This window comes from Peribacillus sp. P4_D6, assembly GCF_056401795.1.
In genome coordinates this window covers 1-25,628 of sequence record NZ_JBFUIQ010000055.1, presented here as the reverse complement: position 1 = coordinate 25,628, position 25,628 = coordinate 1, and the positions used below count along the sequence as shown (strand labels likewise).

The 25,628-nt window shown below is 43.0% G+C and carries 20 protein-coding genes; 3 read left to right on the top strand and 17 right to left on the bottom strand.

Going from position 1 to position 25,628, the window contains the following annotated elements; genetic code table 11:
* Positions 1-60: 60 nt before the first annotated feature.
* From hflK to AC1DVB_RS16220, 7 genes are all read right to left on the bottom strand, one after another.
* On the bottom strand, positions 61-1,095 hold the full coding sequence (gene hflK, locus AC1DVB_RS16250; protein WP_477590011.1) for an FtsH protease activity modulator HflK: 1,035 nt from the start codon (positions 1,093-1,095) through the stop codon (positions 61-63).
* Positions 1,096-1,490: 395 nt separating this feature from the next.
* Positions 1,491-3,269 carry a two-component system histidine kinase PnpS gene (pnpS, locus tag AC1DVB_RS16245; RefSeq protein WP_057276701.1) on the bottom strand — a complete coding sequence of 593 codons (1,779 nt, stop codon included), beginning with the start codon at positions 3,267-3,269 and terminating at the stop codon, positions 1,491-1,493.
* Positions 3,266-3,985 (bottom strand): response regulator transcription factor, encoded by a 720-nt coding sequence (locus AC1DVB_RS16240; protein WP_057276702.1) that lies wholly within the window; start codon positions 3,983-3,985, stop codon positions 3,266-3,268. Before AC1DVB_RS16240 ends, pnpS begins: the two co-directional genes overlap by 4 nt.
* A 242-nt stretch (positions 3,986-4,227) precedes the next feature.
* The gene (mdh, locus tag AC1DVB_RS16235) at positions 4,228-5,163 is read right to left on the bottom strand and encodes a malate dehydrogenase (protein WP_034309103.1); all 936 of its coding nucleotides are present in this window, start codon (positions 5,161-5,163) and stop codon (positions 4,228-4,230) included.
* Between the two features lie 121 nt (positions 5,164-5,284).
* Positions 5,285-6,601: an NADP-dependent isocitrate dehydrogenase gene (gene icd, locus AC1DVB_RS16230; protein ID WP_255256669.1), complete on the bottom strand. Its 1,317-nt coding sequence runs from the start codon at positions 6,599-6,601 to the stop codon at positions 5,285-5,287.
* Positions 6,602-6,695: 94 nt separating this feature from the next.
* Positions 6,696-7,811, bottom strand: a complete 1,116-nt coding sequence (gene citZ, locus AC1DVB_RS16225) for a citrate synthase (RefSeq protein ID WP_057276704.1) — start codon at positions 7,809-7,811, stop codon at positions 6,696-6,698.
* Positions 7,812-8,350: 539 nt separating this feature from the next.
* Positions 8,351-8,812, bottom strand: coding sequence for a DUF441 domain-containing protein (locus AC1DVB_RS16220; RefSeq protein ID WP_034309113.1), 462 nt, complete (start codon positions 8,810-8,812; stop codon positions 8,351-8,353).
* A 194-nt stretch (positions 8,813-9,006) separates the two neighbouring features.
* On the opposite strand from AC1DVB_RS16220, the gene ytvI reads away from it, so the two are divergent.
* Positions 9,007-10,131, top strand: a complete 1,125-nt coding sequence (ytvI, locus tag AC1DVB_RS16215) for a sporulation integral membrane protein YtvI (RefSeq protein WP_057276705.1) — start codon at positions 9,007-9,009, stop codon at positions 10,129-10,131.
* 87 nt (positions 10,132-10,218) lie between these two features.
* Here the strand turns inward: ytvI and aceA are convergent, their stop codons facing one another.
* The 10 genes from aceA to dnaE form a co-directional block, all read right to left on the bottom strand.
* On the bottom strand, positions 10,219-11,502 hold the full coding sequence (gene aceA / locus AC1DVB_RS16210; RefSeq protein ID WP_034309118.1) for an isocitrate lyase: 1,284 nt from the start codon (positions 11,500-11,502) through the stop codon (positions 10,219-10,221).
* 38 nt (positions 11,503-11,540) lie between these two features.
* Positions 11,541-13,133: a malate synthase A gene (gene aceB / locus AC1DVB_RS16205; protein ID WP_477590008.1), complete on the bottom strand. Its 1,593-nt coding sequence runs from the start codon at positions 13,131-13,133 to the stop codon at positions 11,541-11,543.
* A 352-nt stretch (positions 13,134-13,485) separates the two neighbouring features.
* A complete protein-coding gene (locus AC1DVB_RS16200) occupies positions 13,486-13,878 on the bottom strand; it encodes an FxsA family protein (protein WP_034309123.1) in 393 nt (130 codons plus the stop codon).
* Positions 13,879-13,959: 81 nt separating this feature from the next.
* Positions 13,960-15,720, bottom strand: coding sequence for a pyruvate kinase (pyk, locus tag AC1DVB_RS16195; RefSeq protein WP_057276708.1), 1,761 nt, complete (start codon positions 15,718-15,720; stop codon positions 13,960-13,962).
* Between the two features lie 129 nt (positions 15,721-15,849).
* Positions 15,850-16,809 (bottom strand): 6-phosphofructokinase, encoded by a 960-nt coding sequence (pfkA, locus tag AC1DVB_RS16190; protein ID WP_048681124.1) that lies wholly within the window; start codon positions 16,807-16,809, stop codon positions 15,850-15,852.
* A 279-nt stretch (positions 16,810-17,088) separates the two neighbouring features.
* Positions 17,089-18,090, bottom strand: a complete 1,002-nt coding sequence (gene accA / locus AC1DVB_RS16185; RefSeq protein ID WP_034309128.1) for an acetyl-CoA carboxylase carboxyl transferase subunit alpha — start codon at positions 18,088-18,090, stop codon at positions 17,089-17,091.
* Positions 18,087-18,950 carry an acetyl-CoA carboxylase, carboxyltransferase subunit beta gene (accD, locus tag AC1DVB_RS16180; protein WP_034309130.1) on the bottom strand — a complete coding sequence of 288 codons (864 nt, stop codon included), beginning with the start codon at positions 18,948-18,950 and terminating at the stop codon, positions 18,087-18,089. Before accD ends, accA begins: the two co-directional genes overlap by 4 nt.
* A 90-nt stretch (positions 18,951-19,040) precedes the next feature.
* Complete coding sequence (locus AC1DVB_RS16175) at positions 19,041-19,670, bottom strand: FadR/GntR family transcriptional regulator (protein ID WP_095679822.1); 630 nt, start codon at positions 19,668-19,670, stop codon at positions 19,041-19,043.
* A gap of 5 nt (positions 19,671-19,675) precedes the next feature.
* Entirely contained in the window at positions 19,676-20,917 is a 1,242-nt protein-coding gene (gene ystJ / locus AC1DVB_RS16170; RefSeq protein WP_477590004.1) for an NADP-dependent malic enzyme, read from the bottom strand.
* A 124-nt stretch (positions 20,918-21,041) separates the two neighbouring features.
* Positions 21,042-24,401 carry a DNA polymerase III subunit alpha gene (dnaE, locus tag AC1DVB_RS16165; protein ID WP_328119458.1) on the bottom strand — a complete coding sequence of 1,120 codons (3,360 nt, stop codon included), beginning with the start codon at positions 24,399-24,401 and terminating at the stop codon, positions 21,042-21,044.
* 183 nt (positions 24,402-24,584) lie between these two features.
* Here dnaE and ytrH point away from each other — a divergent pair, with 183 nt between their 5' ends.
* Positions 24,585-24,920 carry a sporulation membrane protein YtrH gene (gene ytrH, locus AC1DVB_RS16160; protein ID WP_034309135.1) on the top strand — a complete coding sequence of 112 codons (336 nt, stop codon included), beginning with the start codon at positions 24,585-24,587 and terminating at the stop codon, positions 24,918-24,920.
* The gene (gene ytrI, locus AC1DVB_RS16155; RefSeq protein ID WP_034309138.1) at positions 24,917-25,420 is read left to right on the top strand and encodes a sporulation membrane protein YtrI; all 504 of its coding nucleotides are present in this window, start codon (positions 24,917-24,919) and stop codon (positions 25,418-25,420) included. Before ytrH ends, ytrI begins: the two co-directional genes overlap by 4 nt.
* Positions 25,421-25,628: the final 208 nt, after the last annotated feature.

Sequence of the window (25,628 nt, the reverse complement as noted above, 5' to 3'; positions counted from 1 at the left end):
CATAGCCCCTCCAATGAAAATCCCCTTTTTTCAACTCAGAGAAATCTATTATTTTTCCACTCATTGTTTAGTGCCCCCTTCCCCTGTCGCTTTTTCTTCCGATGCATTCCCTTTTTTCGTTTCTTCTTMAGGTATGGCGGCTTCATCAGGGGCAGGAGTTTTTTTCGTTTCCTCCTTTTCAAGCGAGCGAAGCGGCAAGTACTTCATTGTGTTTCCATCATCATTCATAATATAAATCTCAGCATTCGGCAATACTTCCTCAAGGGTCTCAATAATTAGACGGTCCTTCGTAATCCCCTTATTGCCTTTATACTCACTGAGTAATTTTTCAAAGACCGCTACATCCCCGCGGGCAGCTTCCGTACGGGCAGCTTTATCCCCATTGGCCTGTGAAATGATGGCATCCTTTTCCCCTTCCGCTTCATTCATACGCTTATTTTCATATTTATCCGCTTCGTTAATTTTCGTATTCGCCGTTTCACGGGCATCCGTTACATTGGTAAATGCTTTCCGCACTTCTTCATTCGGTAACTCCACGTCCTGGAGTTTAACCGCAGATATGGAAATCCCAACATCATACTTCTCCATTAGCTGTGACAATAAATCGCGTACATCCGCTTCGATTTGCGCTTTACCAGATGTAAGTGCATCATCGATTTTCGTGCTGCCGATTATGCTCCGTAATGCAGCTGAAGTCGTATCGTATAATATTTTTTCTGGATCTTCTGCATTGTATAGATATTTTGGAGGGTCGGTGATTTTCCACTGAACGACTAGGTCGGCCAGCACAATATTTTCATCACCCGTAATCATTTTGGTCTCACTCGGGTAATCCTTCACCTCTCCATCCTCTTCCTTATATCCAAATTTAAGACTGAATGTTTCTTTGGATAATTTCTCGACCGATTGAATCGGCCAAGGCAGTTTAAAGTGAAGTCCTGGTTCCGTTATCGTCTCCTCCACTTTACCAAACGTCATTATGACAGCTTGATCGGATTCATCAACCGTGTACCAGGTCGATATCGCCACTACACCCAAAATTAAAATAAGAAAGACAAGTCCTGTAATTGTATATATCCTTTTTAAGCTAACGATATGTATCACCCCTTCTTTGCAGTTATATCTTATTTACGCAAGAAAGGGCCTAAAGTTTCATAAAAATCAAATATTTTCCCAGAAAAATAGGATAGATGAATGGTATCCGGGGAATATAGCCAAAATTAAAAGACAGAGACCATGTCTCTGCCTAAGTTTTAAGGTTTGTACGATTTGAACGTTGATTGCAACTTAGACGCTATTCCTACAGGAGTTTTGTCTACCTGTTCCAATCATCTTGTTTTAAAATTTTGGTTGAACTACAAAATAATCAAACAGAGACTATGTCTCTGTCAATGTTTAACTCCTTGGATGAGGGGTTGTACAACCATTGTACCCCTGCATTATGAAGTCCGTTTTAAGGAATTGTAAAGGACATGTAAATAAAATGCCCGCTACATTTTCCCTTTTAAGCTTTTATTTAAAGTGACTGTAAAAGTCGTCCCGGTTCCAGGTGTGCTTTCCACGTTGATTTTACCTTTATGGACTTCTATTATATGCTTGACGATTGCCAGTCCAATGCCCGTTCCTCCTGAATCGCGGCTCCTCGCCTTATCGATCCGGTAGAACCGTTCAAAGATCCTTGGCAGTTCTTTTTCTTCGATGCCGATCCCGTTGTCTTGAACTGTAATATCGACGGTCTGTTCATTTTCAATGATGTCAACGGTGACCCTGCCGCCATTTGGTGTATAGGTCAATGCGTTCGTAATCAAATTGATGAAAACCTGTTTGATCCTGTCAGATTCCCCTTCAATGAAAACTGGTTCCGGGGATGTTTTAATTTCAAGGGATACTTCTTTTTCCCTCAGCTTGCCTATAAGCATCTCTTGTATTTCGCCAAGCACTTTCGTAATATCCACGACCCCTGCGTTTAAAACGAATTCCTGCTGCTCCATTTTGGATAAATTCAGCAGCTCCTGAATGAGTTCTTGCAGCCGGTCACTTTCTTTCAAGATAATCGATAAAAAGTGCTTTAAGGTCTTTTCATCTTTTAAGGCTCCATCTAACAATGTTTCAGAGAAGCCTTTAATGGAAGTGATCGGAGTCCTCAATTCATGGGACACATTGGCCACGAAATCCTTCCGCATCTGCTCGAGCCTTTTCAATTCGGTGATATCATGGAAAATGAGGAGGATCCCCTTCCATTCGTCATGATTCCCGATTATTGGAGCGCCGTAAATCTCAAAATGCTTTCGTTCTATGGCAAGCGGTATCTTCACCTGCCGTTTTATCGTTTTTTCCGTTCGAAAGATCTCTTCGATGATGGCTATCACTTCCTGGTCTTTAATGACCGAATAATATTCCTGAAACAAAAACGTGGCGGCGTTCACACGGAAGCTCTTCTTGAATTCCCGGTTGATCAAGGTCGTATACCCTTTACTGTCTATCAGCAAGACCCCGCTACCGATATTCTCAACAAGAGTTTCCAAACGATCCTGATTCATTTCCCTCGCTATCTCTGTTTCCTGAAGATTCCTCGCCAATATGTTCAAGGAAGTTGTTAGCATTCCCGTTTCATCGGAATGCCTCCCGAATGTCCGGGTTCCGTAATTCCCTTTTGCCAGTTCAATGGCTGCCATCGTCGCCTCTTCGATCGGACGGGTATAATATGAAGTGATTTTACTCGCAAGCATCAGGATGATGATCAAGGCAACCCCTAAACAAATGATCAATATTTGCCACATTTGTTTATTCACTTGATGGATGGCCTCTATTTCATTGCTATGGACGACAAAGCCTTCGATCTCGCCGTCCTTTTCAACCGTCTTCCAATAATAATGGAGGTCCGATTCGCCTTCGACCACTTCATACCCTTCCCCATTCTTAAGCCCTTTTTCCAAAGTTATTTTGCGAAGGACATTGGCATGGCTTTTAAGTATTTCATTGGATGATGTCGAATCGTATAATATTTCCCCACTCGTGGAAAGAATGGTTAAATTAGAATCTAAAAGGGGTGTCAGTTTTGCCGTCTTCCCTTTTTCCAAAAAGGACTCGATCCCGCCATGCTCCTTAATATATGTAGAAATGAAAAATGTTTCGTTCTGTATACGCTCATTGAACGTTTTAATATAATAACTTTTGAACAAGTGCCCTAATAAAAAGCCCACGGCCATCAGGACGACCATCACCAATGTGATGAGGGTATATAAGAGCTTTTTACGATAGGTCGTCATTCTTTTTTAGGCTCCTCAAGCTTATACCCCAAGCCCCTTATCGTTTTAATATAGAGTGGTTTTTTTGTATCTTTCTCTATTTTTTCACGAAGATGGCTTATATGGACATCGACGATCCGTGAATCTCCCGCGAAATCATAATTCCATACCGCACTGAGAAGTTGATCCCTGGTCAGCACTCTTCCTTTATTCTTCGCCAAATATAAAAGTAATTCAAATTCCTTTGGAGTCAATTCTAATTGCTGTTCATCAAAGAATGCTTCGTATCGTTCCGGGAACACTTTCAATTCCCCTAATTTCAGGAGACCCTCTTCTTGATCCTGACTTGACTCACTTCCGTTCGATTGCAACTGGGATCTTCTTAAAATGGCTTTAATCCGGGCCACTACCTCCCTGGGACTAAATGGCTTGGTCAAGTAATCATCCGCCCCCAGTTCCAGTCCCAGCACCTTGTCAAATTCATCGTCCTTAGCTGTCAGCATCAAGATCGGTATATTGATTTTTTGCTGGCGAAGCTGCTTACATACTTCAAGCCCATCCATTTTAGGCAGCATCAAATCCAATACCACTAAATCGGGTCGTATATCCACGGCAGCCTCCAGCCCTTGTTCTCCATCCAAAGCTGTGATCACCGTATAACCTGATTGTTCTAAATTGTACTGAAGTAAGGTAACTATTGATTGCTCATCATCCACTACGAGAATTTTCTTTGACATTAGATCCTCCTGAATTATGTATTACCCAAAAGACCAATTTATTGGTCTACTCATCCAATTCCATTATAAAGAATATTATATGAAATTTACACATAAAAAAAACGGAAATAAAGTTATTCCTATCTTCAGCAGGCAGATTATACGTTCCAGGGTTCTTTTGAACGGATTAAAAAACTGCCCGGAGTCGGAATAAGGCGCCTTGGCCTTTTCTTCCAATATCCGGGCAGTCCGATTATGATTTTTTATTGAAGGACTTGCATGACTGCTTTAACTGATTCAACAGATTTTGAAAGTGCCGCTTTTTCGCCTTCAGTCAAATCAAGTTCGATGATTTGTTCAATGCCGTTTGCACCAAGCACAGTCGGCACTCCAAGGTAGATGCCTTCAAATCCGTATTCACCTTCGAGATAAGCGATTGACGGAAGAACGCGACGTTGATCTTTAAGGATCGCTTCAGCCATTTCCACCAGGGATGCAGCCGGTGCATAATAGGCGCTTCCGTTTCCTAGAAGGTTTACGATTTCCCCGCCGCCAGTGCGGGTACGAGCCACTATTGCTTCTAAACGATCTTGAGGGATCAATTTTTCCAAAGGAATTCCGCCTGCATAAGAGTAACGCACTAGAGGAACCATATCGTCTCCGTGTCCGCCAAGTACGAATCCAGTTACATCTTTAACGGATAAGTTTAATTCTTGAGCCACGAAAGTGCGGAAACGAGCTGTATCAAGAACACCTGATTGTCCGATAACGCGTTCTTTAGGGAAACCGGATTCTTTGTATACAGTATAAGTCATTGCATCTACAGGGTTAGTCAAAACGATGATTGTTGTATTAGGGGAATATTTAACGACTTCTTTAGTTACTGATTTCATAACCTTTTGGTTAGTTTGAACTAAGTCGTCACGGCTCATGCCGGGCTTACGGGCAATTCCGGCAGTGATGATCACCACGTCGGAATCAGCTGTTTCTGCATAGTCGGATGTACCGATGATGTTAGCATCGAAACCTAGAACAGGTCCTGCTTCCGCCATATCAAGGGCTTTACCTTTTGTAGGGTTTTCAGCTTGCGGAATATCAACTAAAACGATATCACCAAGCTCTTTTTGAGCTGCCAGGAATGCTGCTGTAGCACCAGTGAATCCAGCACCTACAACTGTGATTTTTTTACGTTTAGACATGTTATTTCCTCCTTAAAATATATAAATACTTTTGGAATACTTTTAACATCCTCTGAAAATATATATAAGCCTCCTGGAAAAGCAGCCCTTTCAGGCACTTTTCCAGAAAGCATATAATGAATTATTTAAGGTTTTTGATAAGCTCGTCAGCGAACTCAGAACATTTAACTTCCGTTGCACCATCCATTAGGCGGGCAAAGTCGTATGTAACAACTTTAGAAGCGATTGTTTGTTCCACTGATTTAGTGATGCTGTTTGCAGCTTCGTTCCAACCAAGGTGCTCAAGTAAAAGAACGCCTGAAAGAAGAACTGAAGATGGGTTAACTTTATCAAGACCAGCATATTTAGGAGCCGTTCCGTGAGTTGCTTCGAAGATGGCATGTCCAGTTTCGTAGTTGATGTTTGCTCCTGGAGCGATACCGATTCCGCCAACTTGTGCAGCTAATGCATCAGAAATGTAATCTCCGTTCAAGTTCATTGTTGCAACAACATCAAACTCTTTAGGACGAGTCAGGATTTGTTGTAAGAAGATATCGGCAATGGAATCTTTAACGATGATTTTGCCTTCAGCTTCAGCAGCAGATTGTGCTTTGTTAGCAGCTTCAGTGCCTTCAGCATCTTTAATTTTGTCATATTGGTTCCATGTGAACACTTTATCGGCGAATTCTTGTTCAGCAACTTCATAACCCCAAGTTTTGAATGCACCTTCAGTGAATTTCATGATGTTACCTTTATGAACAAGCGTTAATGATTTACGGCCTTCTTTGATCGCATAGTTAAGTGCAGCGCGAACAAGACGTTTTGTTCCTTCTTCGGAAATCGGTTTAATTCCGATACCTGAAGTTTCAGGGAAACGAATTTTTTGAACACCGAATTCATTTTGAAGGAATTCGATTAATTTCTTAGCTTCGTCAGAACCTTTTGCATATTCGATACCAGCATAGATGTCTTCAGTGTTTTCACGGAAGATGACCATGTCAGTGTCTTCTGGACGTTTAACTGGTGAAGGTACACCATCAAAGTAACGTACTGGACGAAGACATACGAATAAGTCCAATACTTGACGCAATGCAACGTTCAATGAGCGGATACCGCCACCGATTGGAGTTGTAAGAGGTCCTTTAATAGCGATTAGATATTCGTTAATGACATCAAGAGTTTCTTGTGGAAGCCATTCGCCCGTTTGGTCAAATGCTTTTTGTCCAGCTAAAACTTCTTTCCATTCGATTTTCTTTTCGCCATTGTAAGCTTTTTCAACTGCTGCGTCTAAAACGCGGGATGCTGCAGCCCAGATATCAGGACCGATTCCGTCTCCCTCAATATAAGGAACGATTGGGTTGTTTGGTACGTTAAGAACACCGTTAGTAACTGTGATTTTTTGGCTTTGTGTCATGTCTCTTACCTCCGATTCAAATTCAAAGGTTAGATGGCCTGCCATTAAATAAAGCAGAACCACTAACCTTTTTTACTCACATCTATTAATTTACTACAAATTCGATGAAATAAAAAATGATTTTCGAAAAAACTTTTAATTAGCGGTTTTCAATCGGTACATATTTTTGCATACCTGGTCCAACATACTCTGCACGCGGACGGATAAGGCGGTTGTTTGAATATTGCTCAAGGATATGAGCGATCCAGCCTGAAGCACGGCTTACAGCAAAGATTGGTGTAAATAGGTCATGCTCGATGCCTAAACTGTGGTATACGGAAGCAGAATAGAAATCCACGTTCGGCGGAAGATTCTTTTGACCGGTTACGATTTCATTAATTTTGATGGACATATCATAATATTGCGGTTGTCCAGTAAGTTCAGTCAGTTTTTGTGACATTTCTTTAAGGTGTTTAGCACGAGGATCACCTTTACGGTAGACACGGTGGCCAAAGCCCATGATTTTTTCTTTATTGGCTAATTTTTCGTTGATATATGGCTCAACGTTATCAACTGAACCAATTTCCGTAAGCATTTTCATGACTTGTTCGTTAGCCCCGCCGTGAAGTGGGCCTTTTAAAGCGCCGATGGCAGCAGTTACACCAGAATAGATATCAGCTAATGTAGCCACACAAACGCGTGCAGTGAATGTAGAAGCGTTTAATTCATGGTCAGCATGAAGAACCAATGCTTTGTTGAATGCTTCTTCTTCGATTGCCGTTGGTTCATTACCGCTTAACATATATAAGAAGTTAGCAGCAAAGCTTAAATCTGTACGTGGAGCAACAGCTTCTTTCCCTTGACGGACGCGAGCGAAAGTTGTTACCAATGTAGGGATTTTTGCTTGGATGCGGATTGCTTTACGATAGTTAGCTTCTTCACTCATTACATCTGCTTCTTCATCATAAAGACCAAGAAGGGATACTGCGGTGCGAAGAGCTCCCATTGGATGTACTTTATCAATTGGGTATGTTTTGAAGTGATTAACCACTTCAGCTGGAATTTCAGCATTTTCAGCAAGTTGTTTAGTTAATTCTTCTAGTTGGCTTTTGTTCGGAAGAGCTCCGTGCCATAAAAGATAGATTACTTCCTCGAATGTTGCGTTCGAAGCCAAATCATCGATGTCATAACCTACATACGTTAATGTGTCATCGATAATGGAGCTTACTGATGAAGTTGTTGCTACCACACCTTCAAGACCTTTTGTTGCTGTCATACTAAATCTCTCCTTTTCCTAGATATTCCCCTATGCCCTTGCTATTAGCGTATAAATGTAGCGCTTCCAAGAAATTAGCTATTGTAAACAACCATCTATTTTTTAGTAGAAGACATACATCTTGTATTGGAAGCGTTCACAGAATATGACCCCAACAATAGTAAAATGTACGATAATCTTTAATAAGAAATTCTAAAAATAATGCTTGTAGCTATTCCTAGTGAGCGCTTGCTCAATAACTACATCTTTTTTTAAGATTCCTCAAAAATATCAATGATATTCTGAATCCCAATTTTAATAAATCAGAGCAGTTACATGATTATTATAAACAATAAACACTTTTTTGGGAATGAAAAGCACTTAAAATGTGAAAAAATTATTATTTTATTAGAAAAATTAGCTCCATATTCTCTTGCTTTATTCATGCGTTTAAAATCGTTTTTTTTTAAAAAAATGTCCCAAAGCAGAATAAACGAAACATTAAATAGAAAATTTACATTTCCAGTACTGACGGGCTTTTCTCCCCTTAGCCTCTCGCTTCATTTAAAAAAATTGAAGATCTGCATGCATAAATAAGCAATTCCTGCCCCGATTAACGGGCCGACAGCCACACCTTTGAATAAGGCGACCGCAAGAATCGTCCCAAATACAAGAGCGGTGGTAATGTGCGGATCATGCGACAGCAGTGTAATCCCATTTTTTGCTATGAGTGCAACGGCTATTCCGGATGCAAGTGCAATCCAGGCATAAGGGGATTTTATCGCGTCTCCTAGTTCCTTGAAACCAATCGCCCCGTTTGCTATGGGAATGAGTACGGAGATCGTGATGATCGTGACACCCAGGTTGATTCCTTTCGCTTCCAGGTATGGAAACACTTTAGCGTCAAGGCCAATCAGTTTCATGCTTAAAAGAAAACCCGCGGCCATGATCAGTGAGGTATTTTTCCCAAACCAACCGATTGCAGCAAGCAGAATTAAAAATACGACAGGACCGTTGATCATTATCCCTTCACCTTCTTCCTTCTGTTTTTTGTTATTTTAACATAACAAACTCCCTTGTTCTTGGGAGAAAAATGATTTAAGGAACGATGCATCTGCAGAAAAAATTCAAAACGAAAGATGAAAGAATCTTTCCTTTCTTTTCCATCATCGTTACAATTATAATACAAACCTAATGGTTGAAGGAGGGATATGACTTGAATCCGGTATATATGTATCGTTTCATTCGTTCTTTACTGGTCGTCGGAGGGATAATATTAGGTGGAATTGCCTTGTTTTATTTATCTAAATATACATATCCATTCATCATTGCCATGATCATCGCTTTCTTGATGAATCCCCTGGTCATTTTTTTCGAAAGGAAAGGGCGGCTGCCACGGGGGTTGGCTGTATTCGTTTCCCTTTTACTCATTTTCCTTTTATTTGCGGGTCTTATCACCTTACTCGTCACCGAGATCATTTCAGGGACCAATTACCTTGCCGGAGTCATCCCGAAACACATTGAAACCATCGTGGATTATATAGAAACATACATCGCTACCACCGTCATCCCTTTATATAATCAAATAGCTGCCATGTTCAATAATTTGGATACCGAACAGCAAGACACAATCCTCAAGAATATCCAAAATATCGGTGAATCCATCACGACGGGAGTAAGCGGCTTCATTCAAGCATTCTTGAAGAACATCCCCACAATCATCGGATGGTTTCCAACTACAGCAACGGCACTCCTTTTTACTTTGCTTGGCACATTCTTCATCAGCAAAGATTGGGATACCTTCGGCCGCATGACCGGAAAAGTGTTGCCTGATAAGATTTTTGCGGGTGCAAAGCGTTTATTCAGGGATTTAAAACGGGCTTTATTCGGGTTCATCCGGGCACAATTCACTCTTGTTTCATTGACGACTGTCACGATTTTAATCGGGTTTCTCATTTTAGGGGTGAATTATTCAATTACCATTGCCCTGATATGCGGACTGGTCGATATCATTCCCTATTTAGGGACAGGTACGATTTTCATTCCTTGGATCATATTTGAATTCATTGCCGGGAATACAAGTCTCGCAATCGGTTTGTCCGTCCTTTACATAATCGTCGTTGTCCAGCGTCAGCTAATAGAGCCAAAAGTACTTTCATCCAGTATTGGTTTGGATCCGCTTGCCACTCTCATCGCCTTGTTCATCGGATTCAAATTGATCGGTTTCCTAGGTTTGATTGCAGGACCTGTCGTACTTGTCATATTCAATACACTTCAGCGTGCCAATGTCTTCAAGGCCATATGGACTTTCATCATCGGGGATACAAAGAAAACCACTTAAGGGAATCCAGACATCCATTAGCATTCACTCTTTTCCACTTAAAAATCCGCCTCGGGTACAAGGCGGATTTTTGGTTTTAAACTAGAATTATTTCGACGTCTCGAATTGTTCTGTTTCAGTAGAACCTGCAAGTGCTGTTGTGGATGATGTTCCACCAGAAACGACTTGTGCCACTTCATCAAAGTAACCCGTTCCCACTTCACGCTGATGGCGTGTTGCTGTATAGCCATCCGGCTCACTAGCGAATTCCGCTTGTTGAAGCTCAGAGTATGCAGCCATGCCGCGTTCTTTATAACCAAGAGCAAGGTTGAACATGCTATGATTCAATGAATGGAAGCCTGCAAGTGTAACGAATTGGAATTTATAACCCAATTTACCCAATTCCACTTGATAATTGGCAATCTCTTCATCACTTAATTTCGCTTTCCAGTTAAATGATGGGGAACAATTGTAAGCAAGCAATTTACCTGGGAACTCTGCATGGATGGCCTCGGCAAAGCGGCGAGCATCCGCTAGATTAGGTTCAGAAGTCTCACACCAGATAAGGTCGGCATATGGCGCATAAGCAAGGCCTCTTGCAATTGCTTGGTCAAGACCTGCATTCGTGCGGTAGAATCCTTCTGGAGTCCTTTCACCAGTGATGAATGGTGCATCGACCGGATCAATATCATCCGTGATCAAATCTGCAGCATCAGCATCCGTACGGGCAATCAAGATGGTCGGTGTACCCATTACATCTGCTGCCAATCGGGCGGAAACTAAATTACGTACTGCCGTTTGGGTAGGAAGAAGGACTTTACCGCCAAGGTGACCGCATTTTTTCTCGGAAGAAAGCTGGTCTTCGAAGTGAACGCCAGCCGCTCCAGCTTCGATCATGCCTTTCATTAATTCAAAGACGTTAAGGGAACCGCCAAAACCTGCTTCAGCATCCGCCACGATTGGAGCGAACCAATCGATATCATTTTTCCCTTCAGCAAAGCTGATTTGGTCTGCACGCTGAAGTGTCTGATTAATGCGTTTAACGACTTGCGGCACGGAGTTGGCTGGATATAAACTTTGGTCAGGGTACATTTGCCCTGCGATGTTAGCATCTGCCGCCACTTGCCAGCCGCTTAAGTAGATTGCTTTTAAACCAGCTTTCACCTGCTGCATGGCTTGGTTACCGGTCAATGCTCCTAATGCATTGATGAAATCCTCTGTTTTTAATAGATTCCATAGTTTTTCGGAACCGCGGCGTGCCAATGTTTGTTCAATATCGATGGAACCTCTCAATTTAATGACTTCCTCGGCCGTATAAGGACGTTTAATACCAGTCCACCGTGAGTCATTTTCCCAGCTTTGTTGTAATTTTTGCGCTCTCTCATTCATCATCATTATTTCCTCCTAATTCATATTATATATTTTGAATATTAAGATAATTTTTCATATGCCGCATTAGTTAAGAAATCTGCAAAGTCATCCGCTTCAATCAATTGTTCAAATAGTTTAGTAGACTCTTCAAACTTTCCTGATTTGAAAGTTTCTTCCCCTACTTCCGATTTAATGACCGCCAATTCTTCTTCTTTGATTTGATGGAATAATTCCTCGGTTATTTTCCTGCCATCTYCGAGAATGCCTTTTGGATGACGGATCCATTGCCAGACTTGAGCCCTTGAAATTTCAGCGGTTGCAGCATCTTCCATTAAGTTATTGATAGGTGCCGCACCTCTGCCGCTTAACCATGAGGCGATATATTGGATGCCTACATTAATATTCGTCCTTAAGCCTGCCTCTGTGATCGTTCCTTCCGGTACAGCCAGCAACTCTTGTGCTGTTACATGGACATCTTCCCGTTTCCGGAAAATTTGATTCGGTTTTGGGACGAGCAGGTCAAAAACCTCTTTTGCCGTGCTTACCATACCTGGGTGGGCAACCCATGTTCCATCATGACCGTCTCTTGCTTCGCGTTCTTTATCTGCCTTAACTTTCGCAAAAGCCTCATCGTTCTTAACCGGGTCATTTTTAACGGGAATTTGTGCGGCCATCCCGCCAATTGCAGGAGCATTACGGCTGTGACATGTTTTGATCGCCAGTAAGGAATACGCCCTCATGTTCGGGACGGTCATCGTGACCTGTTGCCGATCCGGGAAAATGACATCATCCGAGTTACGGAATTTTTTCAGGAAACTAAAGATATAATCCCAGCGGCCACAGTTCAGGCCTGCCGAATGTTCTTTCAGCTCGTACAGAATTTCGTCCATTTCGAATGCAGCAAGAATTGTTTCTATCAAGACCGTTGCCTTGATGGTTCCTTGCGGGATTCTCAAATCGTTCTGTGCATATACGAATATTTCATTCCATAATCTTGCTTCGAGATGGCTTTCCATTTTCGGTAAGTAAAAGTATGGACCGCTTTGTTTTTCGACCAATGCTTTTGCGTTGTGGTAAAAGTACAGTCCAAAGTCAAAAATGCTGGCTGATATAGGCTGTCCATCCAAAAGGACATGTTTTTCCTCCAAATGCCAGCCGCGTGGCCTTACCTTTAGCACAGCTGTTCTTTCATTTAATTCATACACTCTGCCATTTGGATTTTTAAATGAAATGGTTCCGCGGATTGCATCGCGCAGATTCAATTGGCCATCGATGCAATTCTCCCAAGTGGGTGAATTGGCATCTTCAAAGTCCGCCATGAATACATTGGCACCTGAGTTCATGGCATTTATGATCATTTTACGATCAACAGGTCCAGTGATTTCAACCCTGCGATCCTGCAAATCATTCGGGAGGGGCGCAATCGTCCAATCACTTTCACGAATATGCTTCGTTTCTTCAAGGAAATCAGGAAGCATGCCTTGATTCAGTTCTTCCTGAACGCTTTTTCGCCGTTCTAGAAGTTCTGCCCTTCTTCCACTGAAATGCCGTTCCATTCTTTCGATGAATTGAAGAGCTTCCGCTGTAAGTATTTGTTCATATCCTGGCTTAATGTTGCCTGTAATCTGTAAGCCTTTTGCTTCCGTAATCATGTTGCCTCTCCACACCCTTTCCAACTCTTTTTATGTTATAATACAGATGTTTTATTTCCTGTTTGTATTATATAACACGTTGTATAAATTTGTCACCAGTTTTTTCTAAAAAATCTAAAAAAAGATTTTTTAGCATGGAAAAGCCTTATTTACCAATGTTTCCAAGAGTTAATCATTTAACAATCCTGTTATGATACACATTTCATTCTCGTGGATATCATCATTCAATGGTGAAACAGGGAGCCATTTGTAAAGCAAAAAAGCACCCCATAAAAAACCGGGATGTTGTTGCGGACCTTTTTCAAAGACCAAAAAGGCTGCCTAAAAGCTTACGCCTTTAGACAGCCTTATATTATTTATGCCGAATGATGGTAACTTTCCCTTTATTCATCCTGTTCATGATAAACCGGATAACAATCGGTTTGAGGAGATTCCGGGTTGGCGGAAACACAAGGATCAACCCCATGATATCCGAGATGAGCCCAGGGGACAGCAACAGTGCGGCTCCGATAAAGATACAGATTCCATCAATGATTTCATTTCCTGGCATCATTCCGTAACGAATCTGTTCCTGTGCCTTTTTCCACGTCTCCATCCCTTGCCGTTTAGCCAAATAAGCTCCGATCAAACCTGTGGCTACAATCAGGAACAGCGTTGGCCAAAAACCAATCAGATTACCTGACAGCAAAAGGACAATAATTTCAACGACCGGCATCGCAATGATAAACATTAAAAAGTATTTCATCTTCATTCCTCCTGCACAGCCCATTTCTGGTGCGGTACATCCATCTTACCTCATTGGCAAGGAATCAGCCAAAATTTCGTTTTACAGAACGTTTGCATGTCCATCATAAATGACTCCACGACCTGCATCGACCGTTATTCTTTGACCATCCGTGAAAACCTTGGTCGCGTCCTCCGCCCCAACGATTACCGGTATGCCCAATGTGACTCCCACAACAGCTGCATGGCTTGTCAAACCGCCTTCTTCCGTAATCAATGCCGCACACTTTTCAATTGCCGGCATCATTTCGCGGTCAGAACCGATCGTAACCAATACAGAGCCTTCCTTCACTTTTTCCAAAGCTTCCTTGGCATTCTTAGCGATAACCACTTCACCTTTAGCTGATTTCCTGCCGATTCCTTGAGCCTTCAAAAGAACCTCTCCTAACACATGAATTTTCATCAAGTTAGTCGTACCTGTTTCACCTACAGGCACACCGGCTGTAATGACGACTAAATCCCCATGGGAAACTAAGCCGGAATGCAAGCTTTCATCTATTGCGGTTTGAAGCATTTCATCGGTAGTCGTTGCTTTTGGACCAATCTGCGGATAGACTCCCCAAACCAATGCAAGCCCTCTTGTAACATGATCATTGGATGTAACCGCAATGATCGGTGCTTTAGGGCGGTATTTGGAAATCATCCTTGCCGTATGACCGCTTTCTGTAGGGGTGATGATTGCCCCTGCATTAAGATTAAGCGCGGTGTGGGCAACGGATTGACCAATGGCATCCGTGACATTATGACGGTTCACTTTGCTTCTGACTGATAATATATCCCGATAATCAAGGGCAGTTTCAGCACGCGAAGCAATGTTATGCATCGTTTGCACCGCTTCGACAGGATAGGTTCCAGCAGCTGTTTCGCCAGAAAGCATGATGGCATCCGTTCCATCAAATATGGCATTGGCCACGTCACTTGCTTCTGCACGGGTCGGCCTTGGATTACGCTGCATCGAATCGAGCATTTGTGTAGCCGTTATGACTGGTTTCCCGGCATTATTACATTTTTTGATCATTTGTTTTTGGACTAATGGCACTTCTTCTGCAGGAATTTCCACTCCCAAGTCTCCACGTGCCACCATCAAGCCATCTGAAACTTCCAAGATCTCATCAAGACGGTCCACGCCCTCTTGATTTTCGATTTTAGGGATGATTTGAATATGTTCCGCACCATTTTGCTGCAATAATTCACTTACTTCAAGCACGTCGGAAGCCCTGCGTACAAATGAGGCAGCAATGAAATCGATACCCTGTTCGATCCCAAAAAGGATATCCTGTTCGTCTTTCTCCGTTATGCCAGGCAGGTTAACCGAAACTCCTGGAACATTGACGCCTTTTTTGTTCTTAAGTGTACCGCTATTCAAGATTTTCGTATGGATTTCTTTTCTGACCTCATCAATCTTCAACACTTCAAGCCCGATCAATCCATCATCCAAAAGGATTTTAGATCCTGGGTGAACATCATGCAGAAGCCCTTCATAGGTAATGGAGAATTTTTCAGGTGTTCCCAGGACTTCATTCATGGAAATAATGACTTCGTTGCCGGCTATAAGCTCCATAGAATCATTTTCCATATTATTTGTCCGTATTTCAGGTCCTTTTGTATCCAACAGGATGGCAACCTGTTTACCCGTCTTTTCGCTCGCTTCTCTTATATTGCGGATTCTAGCTGCGTGTTCTTCATGATTTCCATGAGAAAAGTTAAGCCGTGCTACATTCATTCCCGCCTCTATTAATTGAACCAGCTTTTCTATACTTTCACTTGCGGGGCCAATCGTACAAACAATCTTGGTTTTACGCATAGTGTCATCCTCCTTTAAGGAAAACTACTCGCCGCCTGTCCACTTCTTGAAGACAGGGGGCGCAGTGTTTTATGTCTTCTTTTAAATACCCATTACTAAAAAGCGATTCCTATCGGTCAACAAAAATGATTAAATGGATAGCTCAGCGGATAATTCATACATTTTCTTGTCAATTGTATGCGGTTTAGCAAGAGCTTCGATGATATCATAATCAACAAGTTGATTTTGTTCGATCCCGACTGCCCTGCCCCCTTTTCCTTCTAGAAGCAATTCAACGGCTCTTGCCCCAAGACGGCTTGCCAATACCCGGTCATTTGCAGAGGGAGATCCCCCGCGCTGAACATGGCCCAGGACCGTTACACGGGTTTCAATTCCTGCTTTCGCCTCAATACTCCTGGAGATATCAACAGCACTTCCAACACCTTCGGCTACTATGATGATACTGTGCTTTTTCCCTCGGTCATGTCCGCGGTTCAGCTTTCCAATTAAATCATCTATTTCATATTCATATTCAGGACAAAGAATCGTTTCAGCTCCGCCAGCCAATCCAGCCCAAAGCGCAATATCGCCGGCATCTCTTCCCATCACTTCAACCACATAAGTCCTTTCATGAGAAGTGGCCGTATCCCGAATTTTATCGATAGCATCGATGACTGTATTCAGGGCCGTATCGAAACCAATCGTAAAGTCCGTACCCGGTATGTCATTATCAATCGTTCCAGGAACCCCGATACAAGGGAAACCCCTTTCCGTTAAAGCTCTCGCCCCGCGGTAAGAACCATCGCCACCAATTATGACAATGCCCTCGATACCATGTTTATTCAATTGTTCAATCGCTTTCAGCTGGCCTTCCTCCGTCTTAAATTCCGGACAGCGAGCCGTATGTAACATCGTGCCGCCTCTATGAATGATATCCCCGACCGACCCAAGTTCAAGCTTTTTTATATTGCCATTTATCAGACCCTGATAGCCATGATAAATACCGAAGACCTCCATTTCATGAAAAATTGCTTTCCGGACAACTGCTCGGACTGCCGCATTCATTCCTGGAGAATCTCCTCCACTTGTCAATACACCTATTCTTTTCATAAATGTCACCTCTCTACAGCACTAATCAATTTTAAGCTTCGCTATATCATTGTACCCTTTTTCAAGCTTCAATAAGCAGTAACTGTTTCACTTATGCATACTTGATGTTATAAGCCTAACCGATTCTCTTCAGAAATTGAAGTAAAATGGTGTGAAACTTTACATTCTACACACAAACCATATTCTTTACTCGTTTCGGTAATGAATACATATGCACGAATGAAAGGATGAAAAAACGTGTTGCCCCAGGCAGCACGTTTTTCCTTTTCCAAAATGTGTTTATGAATGCTGTTCCACTTCCTTAGGTTCGCCCTCAGGTTGTTGTTTTGCAAATTCATATTCACCGATTTTCTTGAATTTCATATAACGCTGGTTGATTAGATCATCACTATTCAATGGCAACAGTTCATTGAATGAACGTTTCAGGATTTCCTTGATGGCTTCTGCCTGTAAATTCGAATCCCGATGGGCGCCGCCCCTCACTTCAGGAATGATCTCATCGATGACTCCTAAGCGGTTTAAGTCGGGAGCCGTGATTTTCATCGTTTCCGCAGCCCTCTTAGCCTGAGAGGCATCCTTCCACAGCAAGGCTGCAGCCCCTTCAGGGGAAATCACGGAATATGTTGAGTTTTCAAGCATGAAAATTCGGTCTCCGACGCCAAGCGCCAATGCACCGCCGCTTCCGCCTTCACCAATGACAATACTGATGACCGGCACCTTCAGCCCTGCCATTTCGAAAAGGTTTTTCGCAATGGCTTCACTTTGCCCGCGCTCTTCAGCAGCTTTACCAGGGAAAGCTCCCTTCGTATCAATGAAACAAATAATCGGCCTGTTGAATTTTTCAGCCTGTTTCATCAGACGCAAAGCTTTTCGATAGCCTTCAGGATGGGGCATGCCGAAGTTACGACGGATGTTTTCCTTCGTATCCTTCCCGCGTTGATGACCGATGACAGTCACGGCAAGTCCATTGAATTCTGCGATTCCAGAAACAATCGCTTCATCATCCCCATAATAACGATCTCCATGAAACTCGATGAAGTCATTGAATAACAGCGGAATGTAATCAAGCGTCGTCGGACGGGCTGGATGCCGGGCAATCTGAACACGATCCCACGGTTTAAGATGGTTGTAGATATCCACTTCCAGCTTCTCTAAACGCTTTTCCAATGTCTCGATTTCTGCTGTAAGGTCTACATCAGCATCCTTCGAGATTGCCTTTAGCTCTTTAATTTTATTTCTCAGGTCCGTAATGGGACGCTCAAACTCTAATTCGTAAATCATAACCACTCACCGCCCGGGGCATGGATTTTAAGGATCGTCGTCAAGGTTTCCTTCATTTCCGTACGTTTGACGACCGCATCCAATTGACCGTGCTTCAACAAGAATTCAGCCGTTTGGAAATCTTCAGGAAGCTCTTCACGAATCGTCTGCTCAATGATTCTTCGTCCCGCAAAACCAATAAGTGCTCCAGGTTCGGCTAGATTAATATCGCCAAGTGACGCGAAACTTGCCGAAACCCCGCCTGTGGTAGGATGGGTCATCATTGATATGATCAGTCCGCCTTCATTGCTGAATATCTTGAGTGCTGCACTTGTCTTTGCCATCTGCATCAAGCTCAAAACACCCTCCTGCATCCGGGCGCCGCCTGATGCCGTAAATATGATGAACGGAATCTTCAATTCACCAGCACGTTCAATGGCACGGGTAATTTTTTCGCCAACAACGGATCCCATGCTTCCCATCCGGAAATTCGAATCCATGATGGCAGTTGAAACTTGGTAGCCATTGATGCTTCCGACTCCTGTGACAACCGCCTCATTAATCTTGGCTTTCTTTCTATCTTTTTCCAGTTTTTCTAAGTAATCCGGAAAATCAAGCGGGTTAACGGAAATCATTTCTTTATCAAATTCATTAAAAGTGCCTGCGTCGAATAAAAATTCGATGCGCTCATGGGAAGACATCGGATGATGGTACCCGCAATGCAGACAGACTTTCTTGTTTTTCACCAATTCTTTTGTATACATGATTTTTTTACAGCCGGTGCACTTTGTCATGATTCCTTCTGGTACATCTTGTTTCTCCCGATCTAAAGGAACCGTTGCATATTTCTTCTTAGACTTCGCAAATAGCTCTTTAAGCAAGCTTAATCCTCCCTTTACCACCAATTATCTATTTTATGATACTTGGTACAAACTATATCAGAAATAAAATTAGTATCGTGTAAAAAGGTGTCATTCGCCCTTCGACATATTTCTAATTCTAATAAGATACGTTTCGATGGCTTTTTCTTCATCACGTTCGAGCAAATATGTAAGAAGTGCCAGATAGTCTTCTTTTTTCACATTACCCTGTACCATCTCTGATGTTCTAGCATAGCTGTTGACAATGCGCCAAATTCTTTCCAGCAATCGATTGCGATTCAAAATGGCAATTCTTAAAAAGAAATCATCATCATGAAACATATCCGCTTTGACCCAGGCCATTAATCTTTTGATGTCCTCAGCCGTAGCGAAAAAGGCGACGATCCGCAAACAGTCAATTTCAATCAGCCTTTTCGTCTCAGACAAATCTTCTTGTACTTTTTTATCTTGCAAAAAAAAGGTTCCCAGAAGCTCGACTAGCTTATGCTCCTGGAAATCCCTGATAAACGTCCCTTCACCACGCCTTGTTTCTATTAAGCCTAATAGCTCTAAGGCACGCAATGCTTCACGGACAGAGGAACGCCCAACATTAAAACGATCTGATAACTCCCGTTCTGATGGGATTTTATCTCCCGGCAGGAGGCTGTCCGCTTCAATCATGCTACGTAGGCTCTCAACGACATCGAGATAAATTTTGGATGAAGAAGTACGACCTGCCAAATTAATTATTCCTCACTTTTTCCAATGATCGCTAATTTCTTTGTTTTTTCTTTAATATCCTCTGGATCTACATTGATTCTAGCTACTCCGGTTTCCATAGCTGCCTTGGCAACAGCAGCCGCAACGGCAGGTGCCACCCTCGCATCAAATGGAGCAGGGATCACGTAGTCTTCGTTCAACTCATGCTCCTGTATTAATCCAGCAATGGCTTTTACTGCAGCAACCTTCATTTTTTCATTGATATGAGTCGCACGTACATCCAAGGCCCCACGGAAAATCCCTGGGAAAGCAAGGACGTTATTGACCTGATTCGGGAAATCCGAACGGCCAGTTCCAACAACCTTGGCACCCGCTGCTTTTGCATCTTCCGGCATGATTTCCGGATCTGGATTAGCCATCGCGAAAATGATCGCATCCCGATTCATCGAAGAAACCATTTCTTTTGTCAATGCACCTGCGGCAGAAACTCCTATAAATACATCAGCGTTTTCAATGACAGATTCCAAAGGCCCTGAAACCTTATTTCGATTGGTCACTTTCGCCACTTGTTCTTTTGTATCATTCATACCTGTCGAACGGCCCTCATAAATGGCACCCTTCGTATCACACATGATGATGTCGCGAACTCCATAGCTATAAAGCAATTTAATGATGGCAATGCCTGCAGCGCCTGCGCCATTCGCTACCACTTTAATTTCTGACATTGATTTATTCACCAGTCGTAACGCGTTCACAAGACCGGCAACAGTAACAATGGCTGTACCGTGCTGATCATCATGGAAAACAGGAATATTCATTTCTTTTTTGAGTCGTTCTTCAATTTCAAAACAATTTGGTGCGGCTATGTCTTCTAAGTTCACTCCACCGAAAGTCGGTTCGAGTAATTTAACGGTCTCTACAATTTTGTCCACATCCGTCGTTTTTAAACAAATCGGGAAAGCGTCCACTCCGGCGAAACTTTTAAATAAAACGGCTTTTCCTTCCATGACCGGCATAGCAGCTTCCGGACCGATGTTTCCAAGTCCCAAAACTGCCGTTCCATCAGAAATGACGGCAACCGTATTTCCCTTCATTGTATAGTCATAAACGGTTTCCGGCTTATCGTAAATATCTTTACACGGTTCTGCGACACCAGGAGAATAAGCCAGGCTTAAATCTACTGCGTTCCTAACCGGCACTTTCGAAACTGTTTCTAATTTTCCTTGATTCAAGCGGTGCATATGTAATGCTTCTTCTCTTAATGTCATAGTTTCACTCCTAAAACAAATTGGGTAACCCATTATCTTATATGCTGAAATTATGCTGAAATCTAGTGGTCAGACCACAGCGGCCTGTTTTCAATATAACATAACTATTAAAGTTGTAAAACAGTTATTCTTTCTTGTAAACCACATTCCCTTTTCCCACCAAGTCAAATAATGCCTGCATCAGTCTATCTGTAGGATTGACCCAATCCCAATAAGATAGCTGTACATAGCGGTTTTCCCTCTCGTAAAAAAGCATGACCTTGGTTTCACCGCTATGCTGCATTAAAATTTTTTTTATTTTTTGCAGTGTATCCTTCGTTTGCTTGCCAGCCTCAATTTTCAGGAATATCGTTCCGTTTTTTTCCTCTTTCATCTGCTTCACTTTTTCAAGCGGGTATACGTTCCGGATCAGCAGCTGTGTTTTTCCATCCCGCTCTTCCAATGTCCCTTGCAGCATAACGAGTTGTCCATGATTCAAGTCGGCAGAGTGGTTTTTATAAACATTTGGAAAAACGACCGCTTCAATATCCCCCTCTTCATCACTGACGCTCAAGAAAGCCATCACATCGCCCTTTTTTGTCCTTATGGTTTTAACCGACGTAATGTAAGCGCCAAGTAAGACTTTCGATTCCTTTTTATTAATAGCTTCATCTATAGTCAAACAGCCGAAGTGCTGAAAAAGTTCTCTGTAGCTTGTCACAGGATGATTCGATAGATAAAGCCCCAATGCGCTTTTTTCCAACGAGAGTTTGTCCTCGATTGGGATAGGATCGACCCGGTGGTATTTCGGTTTGAGTGAAAACTCGCCATCCGAAAACATATCGAATAGGTCATCATCCGGATTAACCAATTCCGTATGATTGATCGCTACGTCCAAGCTCGCCAACAATGTTGCCCGGTCTTCACCGAATTCATCAAATGCACCTGAATGGACAAGCGCCTCCAACACTTTTCTATTTACGATTTTCCCCGAAACGCGCAAACAGAAATCGAATAAATCTGCGAACTTCTTCTGACGCCTTGCAGCGAAGATATCTTTTAGGACCGTCCCGCCTATCCCTTTTATGGCTCCAAGGCTATAACGGATCCCCTCCTTTTCCGGTAAAAACGGGTAACCGCTCCGGTTAATCGAGGGAGGCAGAACCGCTATCCCTTTCTTTTTTGCTTCTCGGATATATTGCGAAATCTTTTCATCATTCCCGACAACCGATGTCAAAAGTGCTGCCATGAAATATTCCGGATGGTGGGTTTTCAAGTAAGCCAGCTGATAAGCGATGAAGCTATACGCCACCGCATGACTTCGGTTGAATCCATAGTTAGCGAAGCGGACAATCAAGGAATAAATCTCATCTGCCGTTTTTTCGGAGTATCCTTGTTTCAATGCGCCGCTCACGAAATGCTGCCGCTCTTGATCCAGAACATCCTTCTTCTTCTTCGAAACGGCACGTCGGAGCAGGTCAGCCTCCCCTAATGAAAACCCGGCTAAGCGGGAGGCGATTTGCATGATTTGTTCTTGATAAACGATGACCCCATATGTAGGCTCGAGGATATCCTTCAAATCCTCGTGAAGGTAATCAATCGAAGCAAGTCCATGTTTTCGCTCGATGAACAGCGGTATATTTTCCATCGGACCTGGACGATATAGGGCATTGACCGCAACGATATCCTCGAATCGGTTCGGTTTCAGCTTGATCAAAACCTTACGGATGCCATCCGATTCAAATTGGAACACCCCGGTTGTTTCGCCTCTGCCTAAAGTGGCCAGCGTCTCGGGATCATCCATCGGAATATGGGACAAGTCGAGCTTTTTCCCCGTTCCTTTTTTAATGTTATTTAAAATATTATCGATGAGCGTTAAATTGCGGAGTCCAAGAAAATCCATTTTAAGAAGTCCCAGTTCTTCGAGAAGGTCCATTGGATATTGAGTCAGGTGGATGCCGTCATGCCCTCCCTGAATCGGGATATGCCCGGTCAGTGCCTGGTCACTGATGACGACGCCGGCGGCATGTGTCGAAGCATGGCGAGGCAGCCCTTCAAGCAATAACGCGGTTTGAAATAGTTTTTGATTCAGGTCACTCTCATTAACGAAATCCCTAAGCCTTTTCGATTCCTTGAAAGCCTCGGGAAGCGTGATGCCCAGACGGCCTGGAATCATTTTCGATACCGCTTCCTGTTCCTTTGAATTCAGGCCGAAAACACGTCCTGTATCCCTTAACGCAGCCTTTGCAGCCAATGTCCCGAATGTAATGATCTGTGCTACATGAAGTTCCCCGTATTTCTTCGCGACATAGGCAATCACTTCTTCACGGCGGTTATCCGGAAAGTCAATGTCGATATCCGGCATCGAGACACGTTCCGGATTCAGGAAACGCTCGAACAGCAAGGAATGTTCGATTGGATCGACATCCGTGATCGACAGCACATAAGCGACCATCGATCCTGCGGCCGACCCCCTTCCTGGACCAGTCAGGATTTGGTGGTCCTTAGCGAATTTCATGAAGTCCCAAACGATTAAAAAGTAATCGCTGAATTTCATCTTGGTGATGATATCCAATTCATATCTTAGTCGCTCTTCATATTGAATGGATGGCTCCGGCACTCTTTTCTTCAGCCCTTGGAAGCAGATGGCTTCGAGCATTTCTTCGGCTGTGGCTCCATCTTCAGTAGGGTACTTAGGAAGAAGTGAACGATGAAATGGAATTTCCAGATTGCATTGCGCGGCAATATGCAGTGTATTTTCGAGTGCATCCGGTCTGTCATGGAATAGTTCTGCCATCTGAGACCGGCTTTTCAAATAAAATTGATCGGATTCAAGAACCGTATGCGTCTCATCCGCCAGCTTGTCGCCATTTCCGATTGCCAATAAGACTTCATGAGCGAGTGCATCGCTTTCGTTCAAATAATAAACTGGATTCGTCGCGACAATCTTTATCTCTAAATCTCTCGCCAACTGACTTATGGCTTCGTTACTTTTTTCCTCATCCGCAATCGACAGTCTCTGTATGGATACATAAAAATTATCATGACCAAAAATTTGCAAAAATCGCCCTGCTGCCTGTTTGGCTTCTTCAGGGTTTTCTTCTCTCAATAGCGTTTCTATCTGCCCCTCTGCACCTGGTGTGACTGCAATCAAACCCCCGGAATAGGCTTTAAGCCAATTCATTGGAATGCCTGACGGGGATTTCGTTTTTATGGCACTGCTTATTTTAAGCAGGTTTTGATATCCTTGCAGACTCTTTGCCAATAAAAGAAGTCCATGTGGCGATTCCCGTTCATCAAGGACATCCGCAAGTATGCCGATGATCGGCTTTATGCCCTGCTTCTTGCATTCTTTATAAAAATAGACCGAACCGTACATAATATTTCGATCGGTTAAGGCAAGACTTGTACAGCCATCCGCTTTCGCTTTGGCCACAAGTTCAGTGATCTTCACCGTACTTGTCAGCAGGCTGTATCCGCTCTGAATATGGAGATGAGTATACACGTTTTTTTCTCCCACCTTTGTAAGGCATGTTTCTTTTCATTATAGTGTTTATTTCAAAAAAAGAAAATATGTTCTCATTACCAATGCAATTTAACCTCCTGATTTCCGGAGACTATCATAATACCTCTGAACATCCCATATAAATGGAATAGAAGAATATCAAGCAAAAAAGGATGATGATATATGAATGAAGCCTTTGTTCCAGCCTTCCTCAACAGCTTTTTCATATCGCTTGGCGTATTGCTTGGCGGCTCGATAATCGGGGGCCTCGCCGCGTTTTTTACTGGACAAGCCCCGATGACGACTGTATTCCGGCTGTCGGACAGCCTTCGTATTTGGGCGATTGTCGCTGCGATCGGGGGAACTTTTGATATGGTCTATAATTTTGAACGCGGTATTTTCCACGGGGAAACGAAGGATATAGTCAAGCAGGTCCTATTGATACTCTCTGCACTTGGAGGGGCACAGACAGGAGCACTGATCATCAACTGGTTCACGCAGGAGCATATTTCACCATGAGGATTCCTCCCTATCACCGGACTCCCACATGGCAGCGTTTTTTTGCCGGGGCCGCACTTGGCGGATTGATCAGCTGGGTGATTTTCTTTTATATGCATGGTGTCCAGCAGGAGAAGCAGATCCGGACCCTTCACGAACAAAGAGAAGAAATCAAGGATTTAAACGGGAAAATCGCAATTTGGGAGCAGGATTATAAAAAATTGAACGAGAAAAACGAGGAAATCCTGACGATTCAGGAAGTGGAAGTAACGATCACGAATGAAAAATACAGTCTGGATCAGTTGAGTATTGCAGAAGCGGAGGATGTGATTGAGGACGACCTATCCTCTCTTCTCGCCAAAGATGTCGCCAGTGTCTATGACGGTAAGGTGCTGTTGAAAAAATCGATAGAAAATAAGATCATGACCATCAATAAAAAGCGCTATCGACTTGAAGTCGTTGAAATCATGTTTTATACGAAAATGAATATAGAAATCAAACTAAAAAGGACTACTTCTTAAGGATGGGTGAATAACCACCGAATTAAAAGACCAAATCATTTGCGATTTGGTCTTTTAATTTGGCTGTTTTCACATACTTTGTTGCTATTTACCAGGTAGTGAGTTGTGGTTGATTTCCCCTCCAGATGCTCGCTTTCCGCGGGGCGGGCGGTGAGCCTCCTCGGCGTAAACGCCTGTGGGGTCTCACCTGTCCCGCTGCTCCCGCAGG